At 39.7% G+C, this 18,335-nt stretch carries 20 protein-coding genes; 2 read left to right on the top strand and 18 right to left on the bottom strand.

What is annotated here, in order from left to right; genetic code table 11:
• Positions 1–44: 44 nt before the first annotated feature.
• The 12 genes from BMX11_RS00200 to ffh form a co-directional block, all read right to left on the bottom strand.
• The gene (locus BMX11_RS00200) at positions 45–512 is read right to left on the bottom strand and encodes a hypothetical protein (protein WP_090879536.1); all 468 of its coding nucleotides are present in this window, start codon (positions 510–512) and stop codon (positions 45–47) included.
• A gap of 79 nt (positions 513–591) precedes the next feature.
• A complete protein-coding gene (locus BMX11_RS00195) occupies positions 592–1,230 on the bottom strand; it encodes a hypothetical protein (RefSeq protein WP_090879534.1) in 639 nt (212 codons plus the stop codon).
• Entirely contained in the window at positions 1,227–1,724 is a 498-nt protein-coding gene (locus BMX11_RS00190; RefSeq protein WP_090879531.1) for a hypothetical protein, read from the bottom strand. Before BMX11_RS00190 ends, BMX11_RS00195 begins: the two co-directional genes overlap by 4 nt.
• A 12-nt stretch (positions 1,725–1,736) precedes the next feature.
• A complete protein-coding gene (locus tag BMX11_RS00185; protein ID WP_139180102.1) occupies positions 1,737–2,081 on the bottom strand; it encodes a hypothetical protein in 345 nt (114 codons plus the stop codon).
• Positions 2,082–2,207: 126 nt separating this feature from the next.
• Positions 2,208–2,924 (bottom strand): DUF2931 family protein, encoded by a 717-nt coding sequence (locus BMX11_RS00180; protein ID WP_175474430.1) that lies wholly within the window; start codon positions 2,922–2,924, stop codon positions 2,208–2,210.
• An 8-nt stretch (positions 2,925–2,932) separates the two neighbouring features.
• Positions 2,933–3,235, bottom strand: a complete 303-nt coding sequence (locus tag BMX11_RS24055; RefSeq protein ID WP_139180101.1) for a hypothetical protein — start codon at positions 3,233–3,235, stop codon at positions 2,933–2,935.
• A gap of 1 nt (position 3,236) precedes the next feature.
• Entirely contained in the window at positions 3,237–3,821 is a 585-nt protein-coding gene (locus BMX11_RS00175) for a peroxiredoxin family protein (RefSeq protein ID WP_090879522.1), read from the bottom strand.
• Positions 3,818–4,126, bottom strand: coding sequence for a hypothetical protein (locus BMX11_RS00170; RefSeq protein WP_090879518.1), 309 nt, complete (start codon positions 4,124–4,126; stop codon positions 3,818–3,820). The genes BMX11_RS00175 and BMX11_RS00170 overlap by 4 nt, the downstream gene beginning before the upstream one ends.
• Before the next feature lie 109 nt (positions 4,127–4,235).
• A complete protein-coding gene (locus tag BMX11_RS00165; RefSeq protein WP_090879515.1) occupies positions 4,236–6,194 on the bottom strand; it encodes a sensor histidine kinase in 1,959 nt (652 codons plus the stop codon).
• On the bottom strand, positions 6,191–6,943 hold the full coding sequence (locus BMX11_RS00160) for a LytR/AlgR family response regulator transcription factor (RefSeq protein WP_090879512.1): 753 nt from the start codon (positions 6,941–6,943) through the stop codon (positions 6,191–6,193). Before BMX11_RS00160 ends, BMX11_RS00165 begins: the two co-directional genes overlap by 4 nt.
• Positions 6,944–7,017: 74 nt before the next feature.
• Positions 7,018–8,556, bottom strand: a complete 1,539-nt coding sequence (locus BMX11_RS00155; protein ID WP_090879509.1) for a YifB family Mg chelatase-like AAA ATPase — start codon at positions 8,554–8,556, stop codon at positions 7,018–7,020.
• A gap of 155 nt (positions 8,557–8,711) precedes the next feature.
• The gene (gene ffh / locus BMX11_RS00150) at positions 8,712–10,052 is read right to left on the bottom strand and encodes a signal recognition particle protein (protein WP_090879506.1); all 1,341 of its coding nucleotides are present in this window, start codon (positions 10,050–10,052) and stop codon (positions 8,712–8,714) included.
• Between the two features lie 189 nt (positions 10,053–10,241).
• Here ffh and BMX11_RS00145 point away from each other — a divergent pair, with 189 nt between their 5' ends.
• Positions 10,242–12,662, top strand: a complete 2,421-nt coding sequence (locus BMX11_RS00145) for a DUF5916 domain-containing protein (protein WP_090879503.1) — start codon at positions 10,242–10,244, stop codon at positions 12,660–12,662.
• An 11-nt stretch (positions 12,663–12,673) separates the two neighbouring features.
• On the opposite strand, the gene BMX11_RS00140 is transcribed toward BMX11_RS00145, so the two are convergent.
• Positions 12,674–13,663 carry a helix-turn-helix transcriptional regulator gene (locus BMX11_RS00140; protein WP_090879499.1) on the bottom strand — a complete coding sequence of 330 codons (990 nt, stop codon included), beginning with the start codon at positions 13,661–13,663 and terminating at the stop codon, positions 12,674–12,676.
• A 96-nt stretch (positions 13,664–13,759) separates the two neighbouring features.
• Between BMX11_RS00140 and BMX11_RS00135 the strand changes: the two genes are divergently transcribed.
• Positions 13,760–14,491 (top strand): ferredoxin reductase domain-containing protein, encoded by a 732-nt coding sequence (locus tag BMX11_RS00135; protein ID WP_139180100.1) that lies wholly within the window; start codon positions 13,760–13,762, stop codon positions 14,489–14,491.
• On the opposite strand, the gene BMX11_RS00130 is transcribed toward BMX11_RS00135, so the two are convergent.
• From BMX11_RS00130 to BMX11_RS00110, 5 genes are read right to left on the bottom strand one after another with little or no spacing between them, the layout of a single operon-like run.
• Entirely contained in the window at positions 14,492–15,514 is a 1,023-nt protein-coding gene (locus BMX11_RS00130) for a DUF3078 domain-containing protein (RefSeq protein ID WP_090879494.1), read from the bottom strand.
• A 42-nt stretch (positions 15,515–15,556) separates the two neighbouring features.
• The gene (locus BMX11_RS00125; RefSeq protein ID WP_245738546.1) at positions 15,557–15,907 is read right to left on the bottom strand and encodes a hypothetical protein; all 351 of its coding nucleotides are present in this window, start codon (positions 15,905–15,907) and stop codon (positions 15,557–15,559) included.
• Positions 15,904–16,656 (bottom strand): hypothetical protein, encoded by a 753-nt coding sequence (locus tag BMX11_RS00120; RefSeq protein ID WP_090879491.1) that lies wholly within the window; start codon positions 16,654–16,656, stop codon positions 15,904–15,906. The genes BMX11_RS00125 and BMX11_RS00120 overlap by 4 nt, the downstream gene beginning before the upstream one ends.
• Positions 16,657–16,704: 48 nt before the next feature.
• Positions 16,705–17,571, bottom strand: coding sequence for a glucosaminidase domain-containing protein (locus BMX11_RS00115; protein WP_090879488.1), 867 nt, complete (start codon positions 17,569–17,571; stop codon positions 16,705–16,707).
• 40 nt (positions 17,572–17,611) lie between these two features.
• On the bottom strand, positions 17,612–18,283 hold the full coding sequence (locus tag BMX11_RS00110; RefSeq protein WP_090879484.1) for a glucosaminidase domain and LysM peptidoglycan-binding domain-containing protein: 672 nt from the start codon (positions 18,281–18,283) through the stop codon (positions 17,612–17,614).
• Positions 18,284–18,335 lie beyond the last annotated feature (52 nt).

The following is an 18,335-nucleotide window of genomic DNA, read 5'->3' as shown; positions in this document are numbered from 1 at the left end:
TTTAAGCAACAGGATAAATAGACCCAAAAAGGAATCACCAATAATTAATGAATCTTGAAATTGCTGATGCCAGTTTCTCTATTCAGAATATAAGGTATGGTGGATGAAAGCTTTCCATTTATTTTTTTAAAGCCTGTGCCTTCGCAAAAACATTTGCCCACGGGGCCAGTCATTCCATAATTATATCTGGCCTCGAAAGACATTTCTGATAAATAATATAAACGATCATCCAATGTTATGGCCAGGGTATCTGTTTTAAAGATCTGTGTGGGAACCATGATATTTAGACGGCCTAATATTTGAGAATTGACCAGCGGTATAGTAGCAGCGTGATGCCTCTTCCCTTTGCTAATCCTGAAATACTTCAATGTTTTAATTTCATTTTCTTTAAAGCCATTTAGGCTTACTGGAATAGAATCATTGATAAAATTTATAGTATCACAAACCTCTTTTTGGTACCTGATGGCCTCTTTCTTTTTAGTGTAACGGCTCCAGCTGATGCTCCCATACATCAATGCGCACAGGAGCACCAAAGAGCCAATCAGAGAGCAAGCATATGCTTAGTATCTTAATAATTCGCCAAACCATCCTTTATTTTGCAACCAGAAAGTCGGCCTTTTGTACAGGCTTAAATTTTTTACTTTCTTCATTCCACAGGTAGGAAATGTATTCCAGTTGATTTTTGTTGGCAGATGATCTGCAAATCGCTGAAACAAACAATCTGCTATTGGGATAACATACCACTCGGTCTTCTGCGTGTGAACAGGAGTTTTCTTCTCCCAGGGGCAAATCATAAATTTTTCCATCACGCATGTCAATCATGTAGCCTGCAACACAAGAGAGGCCGCAACCATAGGTAGCCAAAATATAATATCCTGCAAAGTGGGCAGAATCATTTTCCTCATAAGCCGATGTAATGGTTGTTTTAAAATCTGCTGCTGAAGGATAGCTCGACCAATTTAAAGGGGCTTTCTTAAGGCTTGCAGGTTGTTCAGCTTTATATTTTTCAAAGTCAATACTATCAGTATCCATTACAACGGAATCCGATGGGCGAGCAAGTTTTTCATAGGTAGATGCTGTGGCCATGGAATCCGTTGACGATGGAATGGGGTTCGATATTTTGTTCGAGTCGGGATTTTGGTTCTCGCCGTTCTGTTGGCTGTTGCATGCTGTAGTGAATACCAACATGCTTACCAACACTAAAAAATAACCAAAACTGTTCTTTCTCATTTTCGATTGCTGATGTTAACGCATTTATTTTCTAATATCTTTTTGAATTCGGCAAATGCGGAAGCTGATTCAAAGTTTTCGGCGAAGAATTCATATCTGTTTTGATCAGGGTTGGTGTAAATAATCATGGATTCCCCATCATCTTCATCAGTTTTGTTCCAGAGTTCATCTACATTGCTAAAAGCAAATCGTTTATCTGTGAGCGAATAACCGCTTAAATCTTTGAAAATTAATTCATGATCTGCAGCCAAAATCGTATTGTCGGCAGCATTTACGGCCTTCATTTTTAAATATTTATGAATGGCATAGAGTATAAAAATGATCCCTACGGCTATCACTACATATTTACTTGTGGGGTATTCTAACAAACGAAAACTCTTAAATCTAATGTTAAATGGTTTTGCGAATGAATAAATAATGCCCGCAAGTCCGACAGCGGCAAGAAAAAGGAAGCCCCAGCTAAATTTTTCTCTATAGGTAAAGGTTTGTGCCATGGGTTTTATGTTTTAGTTTTCAATTTCTTTCATCCAGCCATCAACTTGATTGGCTATTTGATTCCTGCCGGATGCGGTAAAAATATCTAGCGCTATGGCCACAATACCTCTTCTAAAATTATTGAAGAAATGGCCTGGCATAATACCTTCCACACCTACTACATGCGGTTCTACCAGAATAATTTTGGCTCCTGCTGTTGCTGATTTTTTGATCACTAAACATTTATTGGAAGCCTTTACCAGGGTATCTACCCATTGGTCTATCTCAATTTTACACTGAAGAGAAGGATCCTTTTGCTCCACATAATGCTTCAGCTCTTCTAAGGTATTGTACTGAGGTTTAATTTTTCTAAGCATATCCGATGCGTTAATTTTCAATGTTTCCACCAATTTAGCTACTATTCTCGATGATTTTTAAAGGCTTTATTATTCGTTGGGAATGAAAGAGGATTTGCTGTAAATCATCTATTATGTGTAACTGCCTCAATCCATATTGCGCTGCTTTTCTACATATCTTGATGGTGTGTCTATATAGTTTGCACCGCTATCAAAGCCGTTTTTAAGTAAATTTTTAGTGCTGTCTGGTAGTCGTTCAAATGCGTGTTCCAGGTATTCGGATACGGGAAGCCTTTTTTCATAAAATGTATCATCACCCTGTGGAACGTGGCTTTTAATCTTCGTTTTTACAATGGCCTTTTCGAAGTGTTTTCCCCTTAACCAAATGATGATATTTCCACTGTTTGCGATACCCAGAACAAAGCGTAGCCCCTTTTTTTCGCCGTTGGAAGTAGAAATTTCTTCCATTTTATTCTGTTCTGCAGCTGTTTTAAATATTTGTCTGACTTCTTTTACTGGCATTTTGATCGTATCGCTATAGAACTTTTGATCCCGATAAGACACATATTGCAGAACCAGTTGTTCGGGGATGCGTTGTGGATCGTTTACCCTGGCAGAATAGTACTCATCTCCCCAGCTAGAAGTGAAATTTTCTGCCTCTTCCTTTGAAATAATGGCATAATCATTATTCGGAAGCAGAAAATAGGCTTCTCTAATGGCTACAGGGAAAGTTTCGGGAACGGAAACACTGCTAAAATAGTAGTAGGTATCCCAGGGTTTATGCCTTAATACCCTGAAAACGGTGCCAATAATCAATGCAGCCCCAATTAGCATATAGACTTTATTGATAATGTTTAATTTCATAGTAGTGGTTAAATTCCCCTCCCCAATTGACTTGCATACCAAAGCACGCCAAATAATGCGAGGCCAATGATTAGGGCCATGGCAAAGATCCATTTGCCAATTCTGTAGGCTTTACCATGGTAAGTGAATGCATATCCACCGGTGAATATCACAAAAGCCAGGCCTAGCAAGGCAATAGGTTGCTGTTGATCGTTTTCTGTTGTTCTAACGCAGGTAAAAAAGATAATCACCAAAACAAGGTTGATAATGATGAGCAGAACAGAAAGGTTACTGTTTTTCTGCTTTTGTTCTTCTAGAGTAAGCGCTTCCATTTTAAATCTTTTTATTGGCAATCAGTTGTTGTAACTCAGCATCTAATCCTTCTGATCCTCCGCCACAAGCGGCATATATTACTTTACCTTCCGGGTTGATAATTATTTTTATGGGCCAGCAGTAAATATCGTGGTTAATGATCGGGGTTTTCTCGAGAGATTTGGTGTTGTCTATTTGAGGAAACTTGATGTTTGCATTGCGAATCATTGCGTTGAGTTCTTTGGGGTCGTCAGCAAATCCGTCAAGAATTCCGATCATGCTTATTTTATCCTTATACTTTTCGTAATTATTGTTAAGTTCATCAATTACCTTTTTGTGTTCGGGCTTAAGGTAGTTTTTCTCGTAGCCGAGAATCACCCAATATTTTCCCTTCATCTCTTTCGAATTAAAGGTGGTACCATCTGTTTTTTTGGCACTAAAGGTTTTCGGTACACTATCCAGGCTAAACTTGATATCTGTTTTATAGGCTTTTCGCAGCTCTTCTAAAGATTCTGCCGTACTCGGAGAAGAACAGCCCCATGAAGCCAGTATGCAGCTGAACAGCAGGGTCTTAAGTGTTTTTTTTAAGGAAGCGTATTTTTTCATGATAAGTGATGGAAATAAAGAATGAGTGTATAAAATCCGGCAAGTATTACAGCAGCAAGCAAACTCATAAAACCAATTGATGCATTTTTTTTAGCAAAGCGATACAAAGATTCGATTACTAAAAATCCACCCCAGCCAAATAGTAAAATAACAGGGATAAAGATGCTCATTTCAACACCTGGCCCGTTGTTGCCACTGCGCCCCAAGGGCTCTGTACATAAGGAAAATGCAAATAGCGCCAAGGGTAGGGTGCTAATTACAAGTCTCCAGATTAGGTGATGATAAATAGACGATTTTACAGGCATAGCAAGTGATATATTGATTGACCTGGCTAAAGTTAAACAGCTGCATCAAGATATTTTCGGTGTTTTATTATCCGCAACATTGTAGTTGTTATTTGCTGCGAATTCTGCATTATTCGTTTTTACCCGATGTTTTTGTTGGGATGGTAATACGGACTTCCGTACCTCCAGCAGGATTTGACGATATTTCTATTCCTGCTGGTGCAGCAAGCTCCTTAGAGAGAATGTTTAAGCGCTCGCGACTAATGGTTGTAGAAAGCGATTTATGAGATTGGCCATGATCTCTGCTCAGCCCTGTTCCATTATCATTGATTTTAACCAGCAACTGTTTGTCTTTGAATTCAAAATTTACGCTTATGAGCCCGTTTTTCCCATTTGGATTGATACCATGGATAATCGCATTTTCTACAAATGGCTGCATGAGCATAGGTGGAATATAAATACCCGCGGTATCTATATCTTCCAGCTGATCTACCTCATAACCGAAAGCATCATCGTATCGCATTTGTTGTAGACTTAAATAATTATCTAAGGCAGCAATTTCTTCACTTAGCGGTACAAATGATTCTCTTGAAAGTTCCAGACTACTTCTCAGCAGGCGGCCAAACTGGTGTAAATATTTTAATGTTTTTTCCTTTTCATCAAACCTAACGAAACTTTGAAGTGCCGATAAGGTGTTAAAAATAAAATGGGGCTCCATTTGAGTACGCAATAACCGTTGCTCCAGCTGTGCTTTTTCGGTTTCCGTTTGGAGTTTGCGCTGTTGCTGAATGAAATAGAGCAGCAGGGCCATGGCAATAGCCAATAACGTTGCTAAGGCACTTACTGCTAACCACAATCGGTTACTTTGCAAACGGCTTTGTGCAAGTGCTACCGTTTCGCTTAAATTGTGAATGGATTTATCCTTGGCCTTTAATTCAAAAATGGCACTCATCTCTGCCACGGCCCTGGTATTTTCAGTTTCGTAAACCTTGCGTGTAAGCCTGATCAGGTTAGCCTGCTCTGTTTCTGCGGTAGCGTATTGTTTGGTTGCAAAAAGGTAATTAATCAGGTTTTGCTGATAAAGAATCTTACTCTCATCATCTACGTGCTGCGGATAATCTTTTTGGAACTTTTCACATTGCTTAAGGTAATATTTGGCGCTATCTAATTGGTTGTACTGGATAAAAAGCCCGGCAATATCAAAAAAGCCAATGTACATATTGCCACTGCTTACACTCTCCGCCCTTTTGCCATTTTGTTTTAGGTCGGCCATATCCATACTGATTCTCTTGCGGTTATAAAATAAGGCCGAATCCAGTTGAAGTGTTCGCTCAAAGTAAGTGGCTTTTCTATCAATGATATAGCGTACTTTATAAAGGTCTGGTTGTTCAATATTCACCAGTTCCATTTTTTTGATGTAGTGGTAATGCGAATCAAGGCTTCCCTTTACATTAAAGAAATAATCGGCCATCTGGCTGTAGGCCCTAAATCTATCTTTAGTATTGTTAGCCAGTTGTGGAAGTAGGTTTATGGCTTTTCTGTTGAGTTTATAGGCATTTTCAAACTGCCTGAGCTTTACGCTCGACTGTGCGGTAGAGAAGAAAATGGTAATCTTTTGCTTGGGGCTTAGCTTCAGGCTGGTATCAGCGAGAATCATTTGGGCTGCATGGTTATAATAATAATTTTCCTGATGGATTTTCTGTTCCATACTGGCAATATTTCCCAACCCGGAGTATAAAAGCACTTTTTCTTCTTCATAACCGGGACAGTTTTCCATCAGACTCCAGGCCGTTTGCATATGTTTTTTAACGGAATCGATCTCGCCTAAACCATAATATTGTCCTGCGATATTGTAGTTGATTTTGGATAAAAGCACAGAGTCATTTTTAAAGTTCTTATTCCCGGCTTGTTTTTTCCAGTATTCCAGCCGCATTTTCAGATCCGGATTGTCCCGTTGCCTATCCATGGTGTCTTTAAAAGTGCGGAGTACTTTTTCCCGGTCAGTAAACTTTAAATCCTTGGCATTGGGCGTACAGCCCAGCCAAATGGTCATCAATAAGCTGGCTAAAATGTAGGCGATAGCTCTCATGCAATCTGATTAATTTGGTTGATGATGAGTTCTTTTCGTCGGCTGGAAACAGGGATTTCTGTCTTATCCTTCAATAGTATTGTTCCCGATTTCAAAAATTTATCAACATAACGCACATTGACCAAATAGGATTGATGGGGCCGTAAAAACCATTTATCTGGTAAAAGTTCGTCGTAAAATTTGAGTGGTTTAGAGATGATGATGTTCCGATCTTCCGACAAGAAAAAGTGGGTATAACCACCATCACTCTGGCAGTAAATAATATCTTTAAGCTGTAAAATCTGTAAATATTCGAGGGTATGAAGTACGATCCGGTTTTCTAAATCATTTTGATTTTGTGCCAAACCACTTTTTAAGATGTGCAGTTGCTTTTTTTGTGTTTCCAGGGCATCTTCTCCCTCTCTGGCCATGCGATGCAGTGCAGATATCAGCTCATTTTCATCCAGGGGTTTCAAAAGATAATCCAGCGCACCGTATTTTATCGCTTTTACGGCAAAATGATTGTAAGCTGTAATAAAGATAATGCGAAATGAAATCTCCGGGATGAGGTCTAAAATATCAAAGGCGGTGCCGTCAGTGAGCTGAATGTCCATTAAAATGAGTTCGGGAGCAGTAGCATTAATCAATACTACTGCGTCTTTAACATTCGTTGCCGAGCCGATATAGTTGAATTCTTTTTCTTGAGCAAGGAGCCATTCGAGTTCTTTACGAACAGCGGGTTCGTCTTCAATAATTAGGGTGCGTATCATTAGTGGCGTTCATCATTAGGTGTTTAAAGGTAATGAAAACAATGTTCTAAAGATAAGCCCGCTTAAAAAATCAGTTAACCCGCCCAGCCCGAGCGGTCTAAGCTTCTGTAATTAATGGCTTCTGCCAGATGCTCCAGCTCTATATTTTTCTGGTCATCCAAATCGGCAATGGTTCTGGCAACTTTTAAAATGCGATCATATGCCCGGGCAGATAATCCGAGTTTTTCCATAGCTGTTTTTAAGAGGGCCACGCCTTCATTACTGATCGCACAAACCATTCGAACCATTTTAGGGCTCATTTGCGCATTATAATGGAGGTTTTCATTTGCAGCAAAACGATGGTCCTGAACGGCTCTTGCACCAATTACCCGCTCTCTGATAATCTCACTTTTTTCTGCATCATGCGAGGAGGAGAGTTCGCTAAAATCTACAGGTGTAACTTCTACGTGAAGATCGATCCGATCGAGCAGTGGCCCTGATATTTTGCTCAGGTATTTTTGAACCACGCCAGGGGCGCATACACATTCTTTTTCAGGATGGTTGAAAAAACCGCAAGGGCATGGATTCATGGAGGCTACCAACATAAAACTGGCAGGATATTCTACCGAAAAACGGGCTCTGGATATCGAAACCTGCCGATCTTCAAGCGGTTGCCGCATTACTTCCAATACCGTTCTTTTAAATTCGGGTAATTCATCTAAAAATAATACCCCATTATGTGCCAAAGATATTTCTCCCGGTTGGGGACTTATGCCTCCCCCTACTAATGCTACATCACTAATGGTATGGTGCGGGCTTCTGTAAGGTCTAACCGTCATTAAGGCATCTGTGGCCGAAAGTTTTCCTGCAACCGAATGGATTTTGGTAGTTTTGAGCGCCTCGTTTAAGTTTAGCGGAGGTAGAATAGTGGGTAGTCGCTTAGCCAGCATTGTTTTTCCGGCCCCGGGCGGCCCAATCAAAATTACGTTGTGCCCTCCTGCTGCTGCAATTTCTAAAGCTCTTTTAATATTTTCCTGCCCTTTTACATCAGCAAAATCGTGTTCGTAGTTACTGATATTCTTTAAAAACTCTTCGTGGGTATTAACCTTAACGGGGATGAGTGTTTCTTGTTTATTGAAAAATGAAATCACCTGTGCCAGATTTTCTACACCATAGGCACTGATTCCATCAACTATTGCGGCCTCCCTAACATTTTGGCTGGGAAGGATAAAGCCCTTCATCCCTTCTTGTTGCGCCTGTATGGCAATGGGCAATGCCCCTTTAATCGGTTGAATATTTCCATCTAAAGAAAGCTCGCCCATGATGAAATAATCCTCCAGCTCATCAGCAGGAAGCTGCCCAGATGCAGCAAGAATGCAGATTGCAATTGGCAGGTCGTATGCAGAACCCTCCTTTCGAATATCTGCAGGTGCGAAATTAACTACAATTTTTTGTCTGGGCATTCTGTAGCCAGCAGCATGGATGGCACTTTCTACCCTTTGCAGACTTTCTTTGACCGCATTATCGGGCAGGCCCACCATATAGTATTTGTTACCGGCACTAATATTGACTTCAATAGTAATGGTGAGGGCGTTTACACCATAAACAGCACTCCCGTATGTTTTTACAAGCATTAATTTAGGCTAAAATAAAACGGGATGTTGGTTTTTAGGGGGTGATTATGATACTAAGATATAAATAGTTTGTGTACTTAAGCGGTTCTACAGGATAAAATTAGGCAAAAAAAATCCCGAACATTTCTGATCGGGATGGTATATTTTGGTATAACTTAACGTTTCCCGAAAGGCATTTTAGGCATTCCCTTCATCATTGCAGCTGCGGCTGCAGGATTAGAGAATTGCTTCATCATTTTACGCATATCTTCAAACTGCTTAAGCAATTTAGTAACCTCTTCTACTTTAGTTCCAGAGCCATTTGCAATACGCAGGCGACGGCTTTGTTGAATTACATCAGGATTTTCTTTTTCATATTGCGTCATGGAACTGATAATGGCCTCAATTGATTTAAAAGCATCATCAGGAACATCAACGTTTTTCATCATTTTGCCAACTCCAGGAATCATGCCCATCAAATCCTTCATGTTACCCATTTTCTTGATCTGTTGGATTTGGTTATAGAAGTCGTTGAAATCGAACTTGTTCTTGCGAATTTTCTTCTGTAATTCTGCCGCTTCTTTCTCGTCAAACTGCATTTGTGCACGCTCAACAAGCGAAACCACATCACCCATTCCCAAAATACGGGAAGCCATACGGTCTGGATAGAAAACATCTAATGCTTCCATTTTCTCGCCAGTACCAATAAACTTGATCGGTTTGTTAACTACAGATTTAATGGAAAGCGCAGCACCACCACGGGTATCACCATCTAATTTAGTTAATACAACACCGGTAAAATCTAAACGATCATTAAATACCTTGGCTGTATTTACCGCATCCTGTCCGGTCATGGCATCTACCACAAATAAAATCTCATGTGGGTTAGTTTGCGCCTTCACCTCAGAGATTTCGTTCATTAACGACTCATCAATCGCCAAACGACCAGCCGTATCGATAATGATTACATTATTCCCGTTTTGCTTACCATGCGCAATACCTTCTAAAGCAATGCCAACCGGGTCTTTAGAGTTACGGTTTGCGTATACAGAAACACCAACAGAGGTACCTAATACCTCTAACTGATCAACTGCCGCAGGGCGGTACATATCGCCGGCAACCAATAAAGGTTTTTTGCCCTTACCTTTCAAATGAAGTGCTAACTTACCAGCAAAGGTAGTTTTACCCGCACCATTTAAACCTGCAATGAGGATTACGGTTGGATTAGCTTTGGTATCTAACTCTGTAACTTCACCACCCATTAAGGCGGCAAGTTCATCGTTCATTATTTTGGTTAGCAACTGCCCCGGAGAAACCGCAGTTAATACGTTTTGTCCTAAAGCTTTTTGCCTTACATCATCTGTAAATGATTTGGCTGTTTTATAGTTAACATCGGCATCCAATAATGCTTTACGGATCTCTTTCATGGTTTCTGCCACGTTGATTTCCGTAATACTGCCTTGTCCTTTTAATACTTTAAACGCTCTGTCTAGCTTGTCCTGTAAATTATCAAACATCTTTTTTCAGCTAAAAGCCTGTTGCCCATTGCAAAAAGCCTCTTGTTTTTAATAAAAGGCAAATGTATCAAATTTTGATTGTAAATCTTTGCTGCTCAAATCAAAACTTTAAATCTTACACAGATTATATTTTTCCAATGGTGCAACATCTCTATACACGGGCAGTCTTATATATAATAACCTAAACCAATGAAACGCTGCGCATTCCTGTTTTTTGTATTTATTTATTCTTTCTGTAAGGCGCAGGATCCTGCCAGGCAGAAGAATTTGAATGCGGTAAGAACCATTGAACCCCCCAAAATTGATGGTATTTTAGATGATGCCTGTTGGTTAGATGTACCGGGTGCCACTGATTTTTTCGAGATCAGACCTGTTCCTGGCCGGGTAGAAACCAAGAACAGGCGCACAGAGATGAAAGTTATTTATGATGATGTTGCCGTGTATGTGTATGCGAGAATGTACGATCATCCGGACAGCGTATCGCATGAACTCGTTTCGAGGGATAATATCGGGAATGCCGATTTCATTTCAATTATTGTTGATCCATTTTACGATAAAATGAATGGAAATGGATTTTTTGTTACTGCTGCAGGGGTACAATTCGATGCCAAATATTCTCAGGTGGGAGATGAAGATGCAAATTGGAACGCGGTTTGGGAAAGTGCTGTAAAACTGGATGATCAAGGTTGGACCTGTGAAATGAAGATTCCTTACTCTGCATTGCGTTTTTCGGGGAAGGACGTTCAAAACTGGGGGCTTAATTTTAGCAGGAGAATCCAAAGAAGCAATACGCAAACCTTTTGGAATTTTGTAGATCCTAAAGTAAATGGTTTCATTAACCAAGAGGGTTTATGGACAGGGATTAAAAACATTAAACCACCCTTACGGCTATCTTTCTCTCCCTACGTTTCTGCCTATGTAAACCATTATCCCCTTAACCAGCCGGGAGTTAAAAATACTACAGCCCGTTTTAATGGGGGGATGGATGTTAAATACGGGATTAATAACAGTTTTACGCTGGATATGACTTTAGTGCCCGATTTTGGGCAGGTACAATCGGATAATCGAATTTTAAATCTTACCCCTTTTGAGGTCAAATTCAATGAAAACCGACAGTTTTTTACCGAAGGTACTGAACTGTTTAATAAAGGAGATCTTTTTTACTCCAAGCGGATTGGTTCTATTCCCTCCTACTACGATTATGCAGGAATAAAAGATGGAGAAACTATTGTAAAGGACCAGAAAGAGGCAAAGGTATTAAATGCCACCAAAATTTCGGGAAGAACAGCCAAAGGCCTGGGCATTGGTATCTTCAATGCCATTACCAATGCTATGGATACGGAGGTAGAAGATGCGCAGGGTAACTTGAGCCTGGTAGAAACACAACCACTTACCAATTACAATATTTTGGTCTTTGATCAATCTTTAAAGAACAATAGTTCGGCAACATTCATTAACACCAACGTTTTGAGGCAGGGAAGTGCCTACGATGCCAATGTTTCTGCTCTCCTGTTTAATTTGAACAATAAGAAGAACGTCTATTTTGTAAATGGAGAAGCGAAAATGAGTTATTTAAAAGGAGCTGATAGCCATACCGGTTATAGCTATGCCTTTAAATTTGGGAAGCAAAGTGGTAATTTCACGTGGAACTATCAGCAGAAATATGCTGACGATCAGTTCGATCCATCGGATATGGGTTTTTTTACCAATAATAATTTTTTTGATCAGCGGTGGGGTTTGGGTTATAACGTTTACAAACCAGGCAAATTTTATAATCAATGGGAAAACTGGTTTAATATGGTTTACTCCCGGAGAGCTACACCTGGCGCCTACCAAAGTTTCACGATGAACGCTGGCTCCTGGATGCAGTTTAAAAACCTGTGGTCGGCAGAGTTTGATGCGAGTTATAATGCAAGGCGAAACGATTTTTATGAGTCCAGAAACGGTCAGGTTTATAAGGCTCCCGAGAGTTATGGAATAGCATTATATGTTAATCCCAATCGGGCAAAAGCCTACAATTTTGGCGGGAATATCAGGTTTTGGGAGCAAATGCTTTTTAAGGGAAAGGAGTATAACTTCTACCTGTTTCAGAATTTCAGGTTGAATGATAAAGTAGCTTTTGGCCTAGATTTAAACTTTAATCCGAACTATAATTACGTGAATTGGGTAACCACACAAGGAGGCCAATCTATTTTCTCCCGCTACGACAGGCGAACAGTAGAAAACTCTTTTGATGCCAAATATACTTTTACCAATAAAATGGGTGTTACGGTCGTACTCAGGCATTACTGGAGCGACAGGAGAAACAAGGAATATTTTATCTTAAAACCCGATGGAAATTTAGCGAATTATATGGGGGCACCATTAGCAGGGCTGGATAGAAATTACAATGTTTTTAATATTGATTTGATTTACGTTTGGCAGTTTGCCCCAGGGAGTGAATTATCATTATCGTATAAAGATGCGGCAGAAACCTCGCATAATTATTACACCGAACGTTACAACAAAAATCTTCAGGGAATTTTGTCTGCTCCGCAGAATAATAGCTTATCGGTTAAGGTTTTATGCTATATCGATTATTTGAATTTGAGAAAAAAGCGGAAGGCTTAGTTGGTGCTAGTTTATCTGGCCTTGCCAGGACTGATTCCAAACTTTTTGCTAAAAGCAGAATTGAAATGCTGTACAGAAGAATATCCCAAATCATCTGAAATGTGTTTAATATCCAGGCTCCCCTCTTCTAAAAGTTCTTTGGCTTTCATCAGTTTATAATCGCTTAAATAACCAAAAACAGTGTTCTGAAAAGTTTCCTTAAAACCCTGTTTGAGTTTAAACTCATTAATTCCGGCAATTTTAGCCAATTCGGACAAAGAAGGTGGCTGGTTGGCATGCTCAATCAGGTATTCTTTCGCATAATAGATCCGATCTTTATCATAAGCAGATTTAAGACAAGCTTTTACAGGTTTTTTTGCGGCCAATTCAAAGGCCTGGGCTTGCAAGGCTAAAAGTTCAAGGCATTTAGATTGTAAAAACAAGAGCTTCAAACTACCCGTAAAATGGCAGTTCATAATATCTCGGATACAACTGTGCATGGCTAAGCTAATGGGTAGATTTTCTGCGGAAAGCTCCACGGCATGATTATTCATGATATCATCGGCAAATTTTTTGAGTAGAAGACTGCTTTCGCTGGTGAGATCGATAAATTTATCACGCTGGAAATGTACCTCAAAAAATTTACACTGCTGGTCTGTAGCAAACTCGGCAACACCATCAAAATCTGGAGTATAAATAATATTATGCTGATTGGCTTTTATGGTCACCCTTTTCCGGGTTAAATAGTTCTCCATAATGCCACCTCCTGTAAGTGAAAAGTGCAGTTCCACTAGCTCAGGCTCATCAAAAGATTTTATTCTGAGGCGACTTTTTTTTACCAGCATATCGCCATAAACAATAAAAATACCGGAAAAAGCAATTTGCACCATCTCTGCATCGCCAAAAGGAAAGCTATATTTCTCCCTTCTCTCGGTAACCATTGCCTGGTTCAGCTCCACACGGGTAATGTGGTTTCCCACATCGTAGCGCTGATTAGACTCGTCGTAAATGCTTAATCCCATAAAATCCCTCTCATGTAACTTTTAATCCTTTTGATGTAAAATGAACTAAGCATTAGACCATTACTTTTGGCCAAAGTTACTAAAGAATATCATACTATGCCCAAATTACCATCATGGCTGGCTGATACAATGGAAAAAATCATCAGCAATAAAATATATACAGTAGAGGTTACCGAAACCAGAATGCTCAGTAGCCATATTAAATCTGTTACCCTCAAGGGAGATTTCAGCGATACACATTTTGAACCTGGAAATGAGGTGTTGTTTAGAGTAAATGCAAATGAGTACAGGCACTATACCCTGGCAGATTTTAATCCTGAAGCGGGCACCTGCCAGATTATTTTTTACCTCAACAGTCAGGGCCCCGGCCATAACTTTGCCGTTAATATGCAAAAGGGCGATAGCCTGAAGCTCATTGTAGATAGTGCCAAGGTAGGCTATAATAACAACTCTAATCAACACTTTTTCTTTGGCGACGAAACCAGTATGGGTTTGTACGAATGGCTGGGTAAAAAGGCGTTACATGAAGATGCTGAGTATTTTGGGATTTTAGAGATGAAAGCCGAAAACTTACCATCTGTAGGGCAGTTAAAATTATTGATTGATGCTGTTCCTGCCGATATTGATGCTCCGGCACAGAGTGCGATTACCTGGATGGAAAACATGCATCCTAAGTGTTGGGAAATGTGGAAAGATGCCACTTTTTACCTAACAGGCAGGGCGAAATCTGTTAGGCAGTTTAAAAAATACCTTAAACAAAAAGGTGTAAGCTTTAAACAGATTGTAAGCATGCCCTACTGGGAGCTGGGAAGAATTGGTGGTGCCTAACTATCGAGGGAAGGTAAAGGCAAAACCCAAGGCCAAAGTTTGACTGGCCTGTATTTTGTCTGTTCCCGTATCCTTATCAAATAACACAACGCCAGTTAAACTGGTGTTCATGAAGCGATTGATTTTTGCGGTTAAAGCCACATCTAAGCGGTGGTCAATTCTCGACCATTCAAAGTCTTCATAAGGAATAAACATTTGGTATCTGGCCTTAAGATTAGTATTGACGAAAATATCTTTATCGAAAGCACTTACTACCTGAAAGGCCAGCTCATTTTTAACTTTTTTGCCGTATTCTACACCGTAAACCGTAGCTTTTGGTGGTTTGTTAGGATCAGGGTCATTAAAAAGATCTTTATCTAAAACAAAAGTTTGACGGGCGGTACCTGTACCAATCCGGGTAGAGAAATATTTAACGGGTTTATACTCAAAACCGATCGATTCTGTTAAATAACCCGGCCCCATAAATTTGGAGATTAAAGTTGCTTCTTCGGCACCGTTTACGGTTTTGTAAGAGAAACCATTGTCAAATTGAGATTCAAAGTTTAATGATCCAAAGAAAAACCAGTTTTTAGATAATTGAAAAGATGCTTTATGGTCCCAGAAAATCCTGTCATTGGTTTTCTTTTGCACCTGATCCTTATTCTTTATTTTTCCGTATTGCAAGATGAGCTCGGATACATAGCTGTAGCTGTTTTTGTTGTATTCTGCTTTCCAGTTTAATAAGCCACCAACCGCAATTGAGTTTACACCCCCACCTTTCCAGTTGTTACTAAACTGAGCCTGGTTAACATTAATGCCCACATTGGTTCTGGTTTTCCAGTAGTTAACCTTTGCATTTACAACGTAAGGCTTAAGCTTAACGGGTTCAAAGTTTAATGGCCCCTGTCTGCTCGGTAGCGGACTGCGTTTTAACTTAATTTCCAAACCTTTGGTATTGATCGGTAGGGTATCAATTTCCTGCGCTTGAGATCTTGTTGAGCAATAAGTTAGAACTATGATTATGGCAGCTAAACAGTTTTTCATTACCTACAAAGAAAAAGAAAATTAGTTAGAGATAAAAGTTTTCTATTGGGTATCAGTCTTTTTTATAGTTCTTAATTCCTTGATCCAGCCATACCAGTTTCCGCTTTTTAAATAATGGAGATTGTTTTCATTGCGGTAGGCTTCTTTTTCAAAAACGATGTTCCTGTATGCCAAATCGTGTTTTTTATAACGAATCAGGTTAATCAGGTAGTGTAAAAAATAGAGGATGTAAAAGGGAAAAACCAAAAGCTCCAGTTGTTGCCTTAAGTGTATTTTTTCGTGGTTGATGATTTCCGGATCATTCTTTAACCGGGCAGATTTGAGCAATATAAAAGGAAAGATTGCCATCCCTGCTGCGGGTAATTTTTTAATGATAAATACTGGTGCTTTCACAGTTTTTCTATCGTTAATTTGGGTAGCGGCGGCAGTTGTAATGCCTTGGGGTTTAAACGATAACTTTTATAGGCATTGCGTATAAACATATTAAAGGAGTAATCTGTTGCGTCCAGTACAAACTGATAAGTTGGTCGGTATTGTTGCATAAAGTCTACCAGCTCATCACCCTTAATTCCCAACACCTGCTGTACAAGGTTAGCGCTAAAGCGGTAATCGATTAAATCTTCCCGATAATCTTTTTCTAATATCTTTTGAAGGTGGCGGGCGTTTCTTCCCTGTCTGCTTAGCAGGTTATAGATTGCATCAATTCCTAATCCAACGCCACCATTTCCTAAGTTGAGGAGATCTTTGCTACTTCCCTTCATGGTTTGGTAGCGATACTCTTTAATATTTTTCTCGTATTGCTGTTGCGGCGACAAGCGTTTTTGTTGAATAACCACATCGCGAAGTCGGATTCCAATGGATTTAAGTTGAAAATAAGCTGCAGATTGTCCTTTAAATACCATCGTATCTACGCCATAGCCTGTAAGCGCGGCCACCAAAGTATCGCCCGGAAGTGCTACGGTACTAAACTCACCTTTAGTGTTGTTATATAAACCATCGCCTGTGCGTAAATTGTAAATGTAAACCTTCGCTAATCTTTGCTTGCTTTCTTTATCAATAACAATGCCCTGCACAGGTTTGGTTTGTGCAAAGAGCATCGAAGAGAAGCCCAGGAAAAGCATAGTGGCTATAAAAAATTTCATCAGGCTACAAAACTACAAATAACTGCAGGCTTAGGTTTTAGATTAACATTATTTAACCTTCAATACCTGACCAAGTTTAATTCCATCGCCATCCATTTCATTTAGCATTTTAAGCTCATCAACACTTAAGTTAAATCGTTTAGCAATATTATATAAGGTATCTCCCTTTACCACGGTGTAAGTTCCGTCGGCAGTAATGGGTTTAGCGCCAGCCGGGGGAGTAGCTACAGGAGTAAACTTTTTACTTTCCTGAGGGATGTTTTGGTTAATCTCGCTAAAAACGCGGTCTTCGCGGGCTATTTTTTGTTTCTCGCTCTCTGACTGATCATATTGATAAAGCTGGTACTTTTCAATCATATTGATTAGTAGATCTGGATAACGTGGATTGGTGGCATACCCGGCCGTTTTAAGCCCTTGTGCCCAGCTCTTGTAGTCGTTCTTATCTAATTGGAAAAGAAAGCTGTAGCGTTTACGTTTTAAAAATGCAGAGTGATCTTTAAACGATTCGCGGGCATCTTTATATACCCTGAAACAGTCGTTTTTTTGATCGTCATCACGAAAATAGTTCTTTCCCTTCCAGTCTGATGTACATTTAATTCCGAAATGATTGTTTGCATATTTGGCCAGGTCGCTGTTACCACTACCCGATTCTAAAATCCCCTGTGCTAAAGTAATGCTTGCCGGAATACCAAAGGCATTCATCTCTTCTATGGCCACTCCTTTAAACTCCTCGATATAACTCAGCGTATTGTAGTTTTTATAATTGTTGTTGTTGGCTTTATTAGCCTCTTTTTCTATTTGCTTGTTATTCTTTGAAAACTTACGGGTTGAGCAAGCGCTGAAAAAAACAATTAAGAAAGCTAAACAAGTTAACGAAATGGAAGAGCGGATAATAGAATAATTAGTTGAATACATCTTTAAAAATATAACAATGGTACTGATTGGGGGTAATTCTCTAATAACGGAGTTTCTGCCCAATCTTTAGATTAGCCTTTTTCAAATTGTTTTTTTGCATTAATGCTTTAACAGTTGTGCCTTTCTTTTTGGCAATAATACTCAAATTATCGCCAGATTTAACGGTATAACGTCTCGAAGTTAGGCTCCGGTGTTTTTTGTGGTAAACTGGCTTGGCATAAACAGGCTCTTCATATCCCTCAGGCCGCTCATCGTACTGATAGAGATTGTACTTTTTAATGAGGGCGATTACCTGGCTAGACCAGGTTCTGCTATGGGCATAACCACAACGTTTAATACCCCTCACCCAACCTTGATAATCATACTGGTCGTATTTTTCAAAAAGATTGTTGAAAGGCGATCGGGTTTCCATGATTTCTACAAAGTGACTGTATGACTCGTCTGCATTGCTGTAATCGCGATAGGAAGAACGGATTTCTTCGTTGTTATTTGGGCCTTTTACGCCGAAATGGTTATTGAGGTGTTGTGCAACGCGGCTATTTCCCGCTGCCGATTCGTGTATGGCAACAGCCAGGATAACGCTCGCCGGGATTTTATGATCCCGCATTAATCCTTGTGCATACTCAACATGTTCTTCAATATAATCTTGCGTGTCTTGTGCTTTTGCAAAAGTTCCCAACAGCAGAAAAAGGCAAAGGGTAAATACTTTCATTCTAATTCATATTTAGTGGTGCAAATTGTTTTTTGTCGCCCTGCATCTCAAA

Source organism: Pedobacter rhizosphaerae, assembly GCF_900111155.1.
Taxonomy (GTDB): Bacteria; Bacteroidota; Bacteroidia; order Sphingobacteriales; family Sphingobacteriaceae; genus Pedobacter; species Pedobacter rhizosphaerae.
Note: the sequence above shows the minus strand (reverse complement) of the source record. Positions and strands in the feature narration are given on the sequence as shown.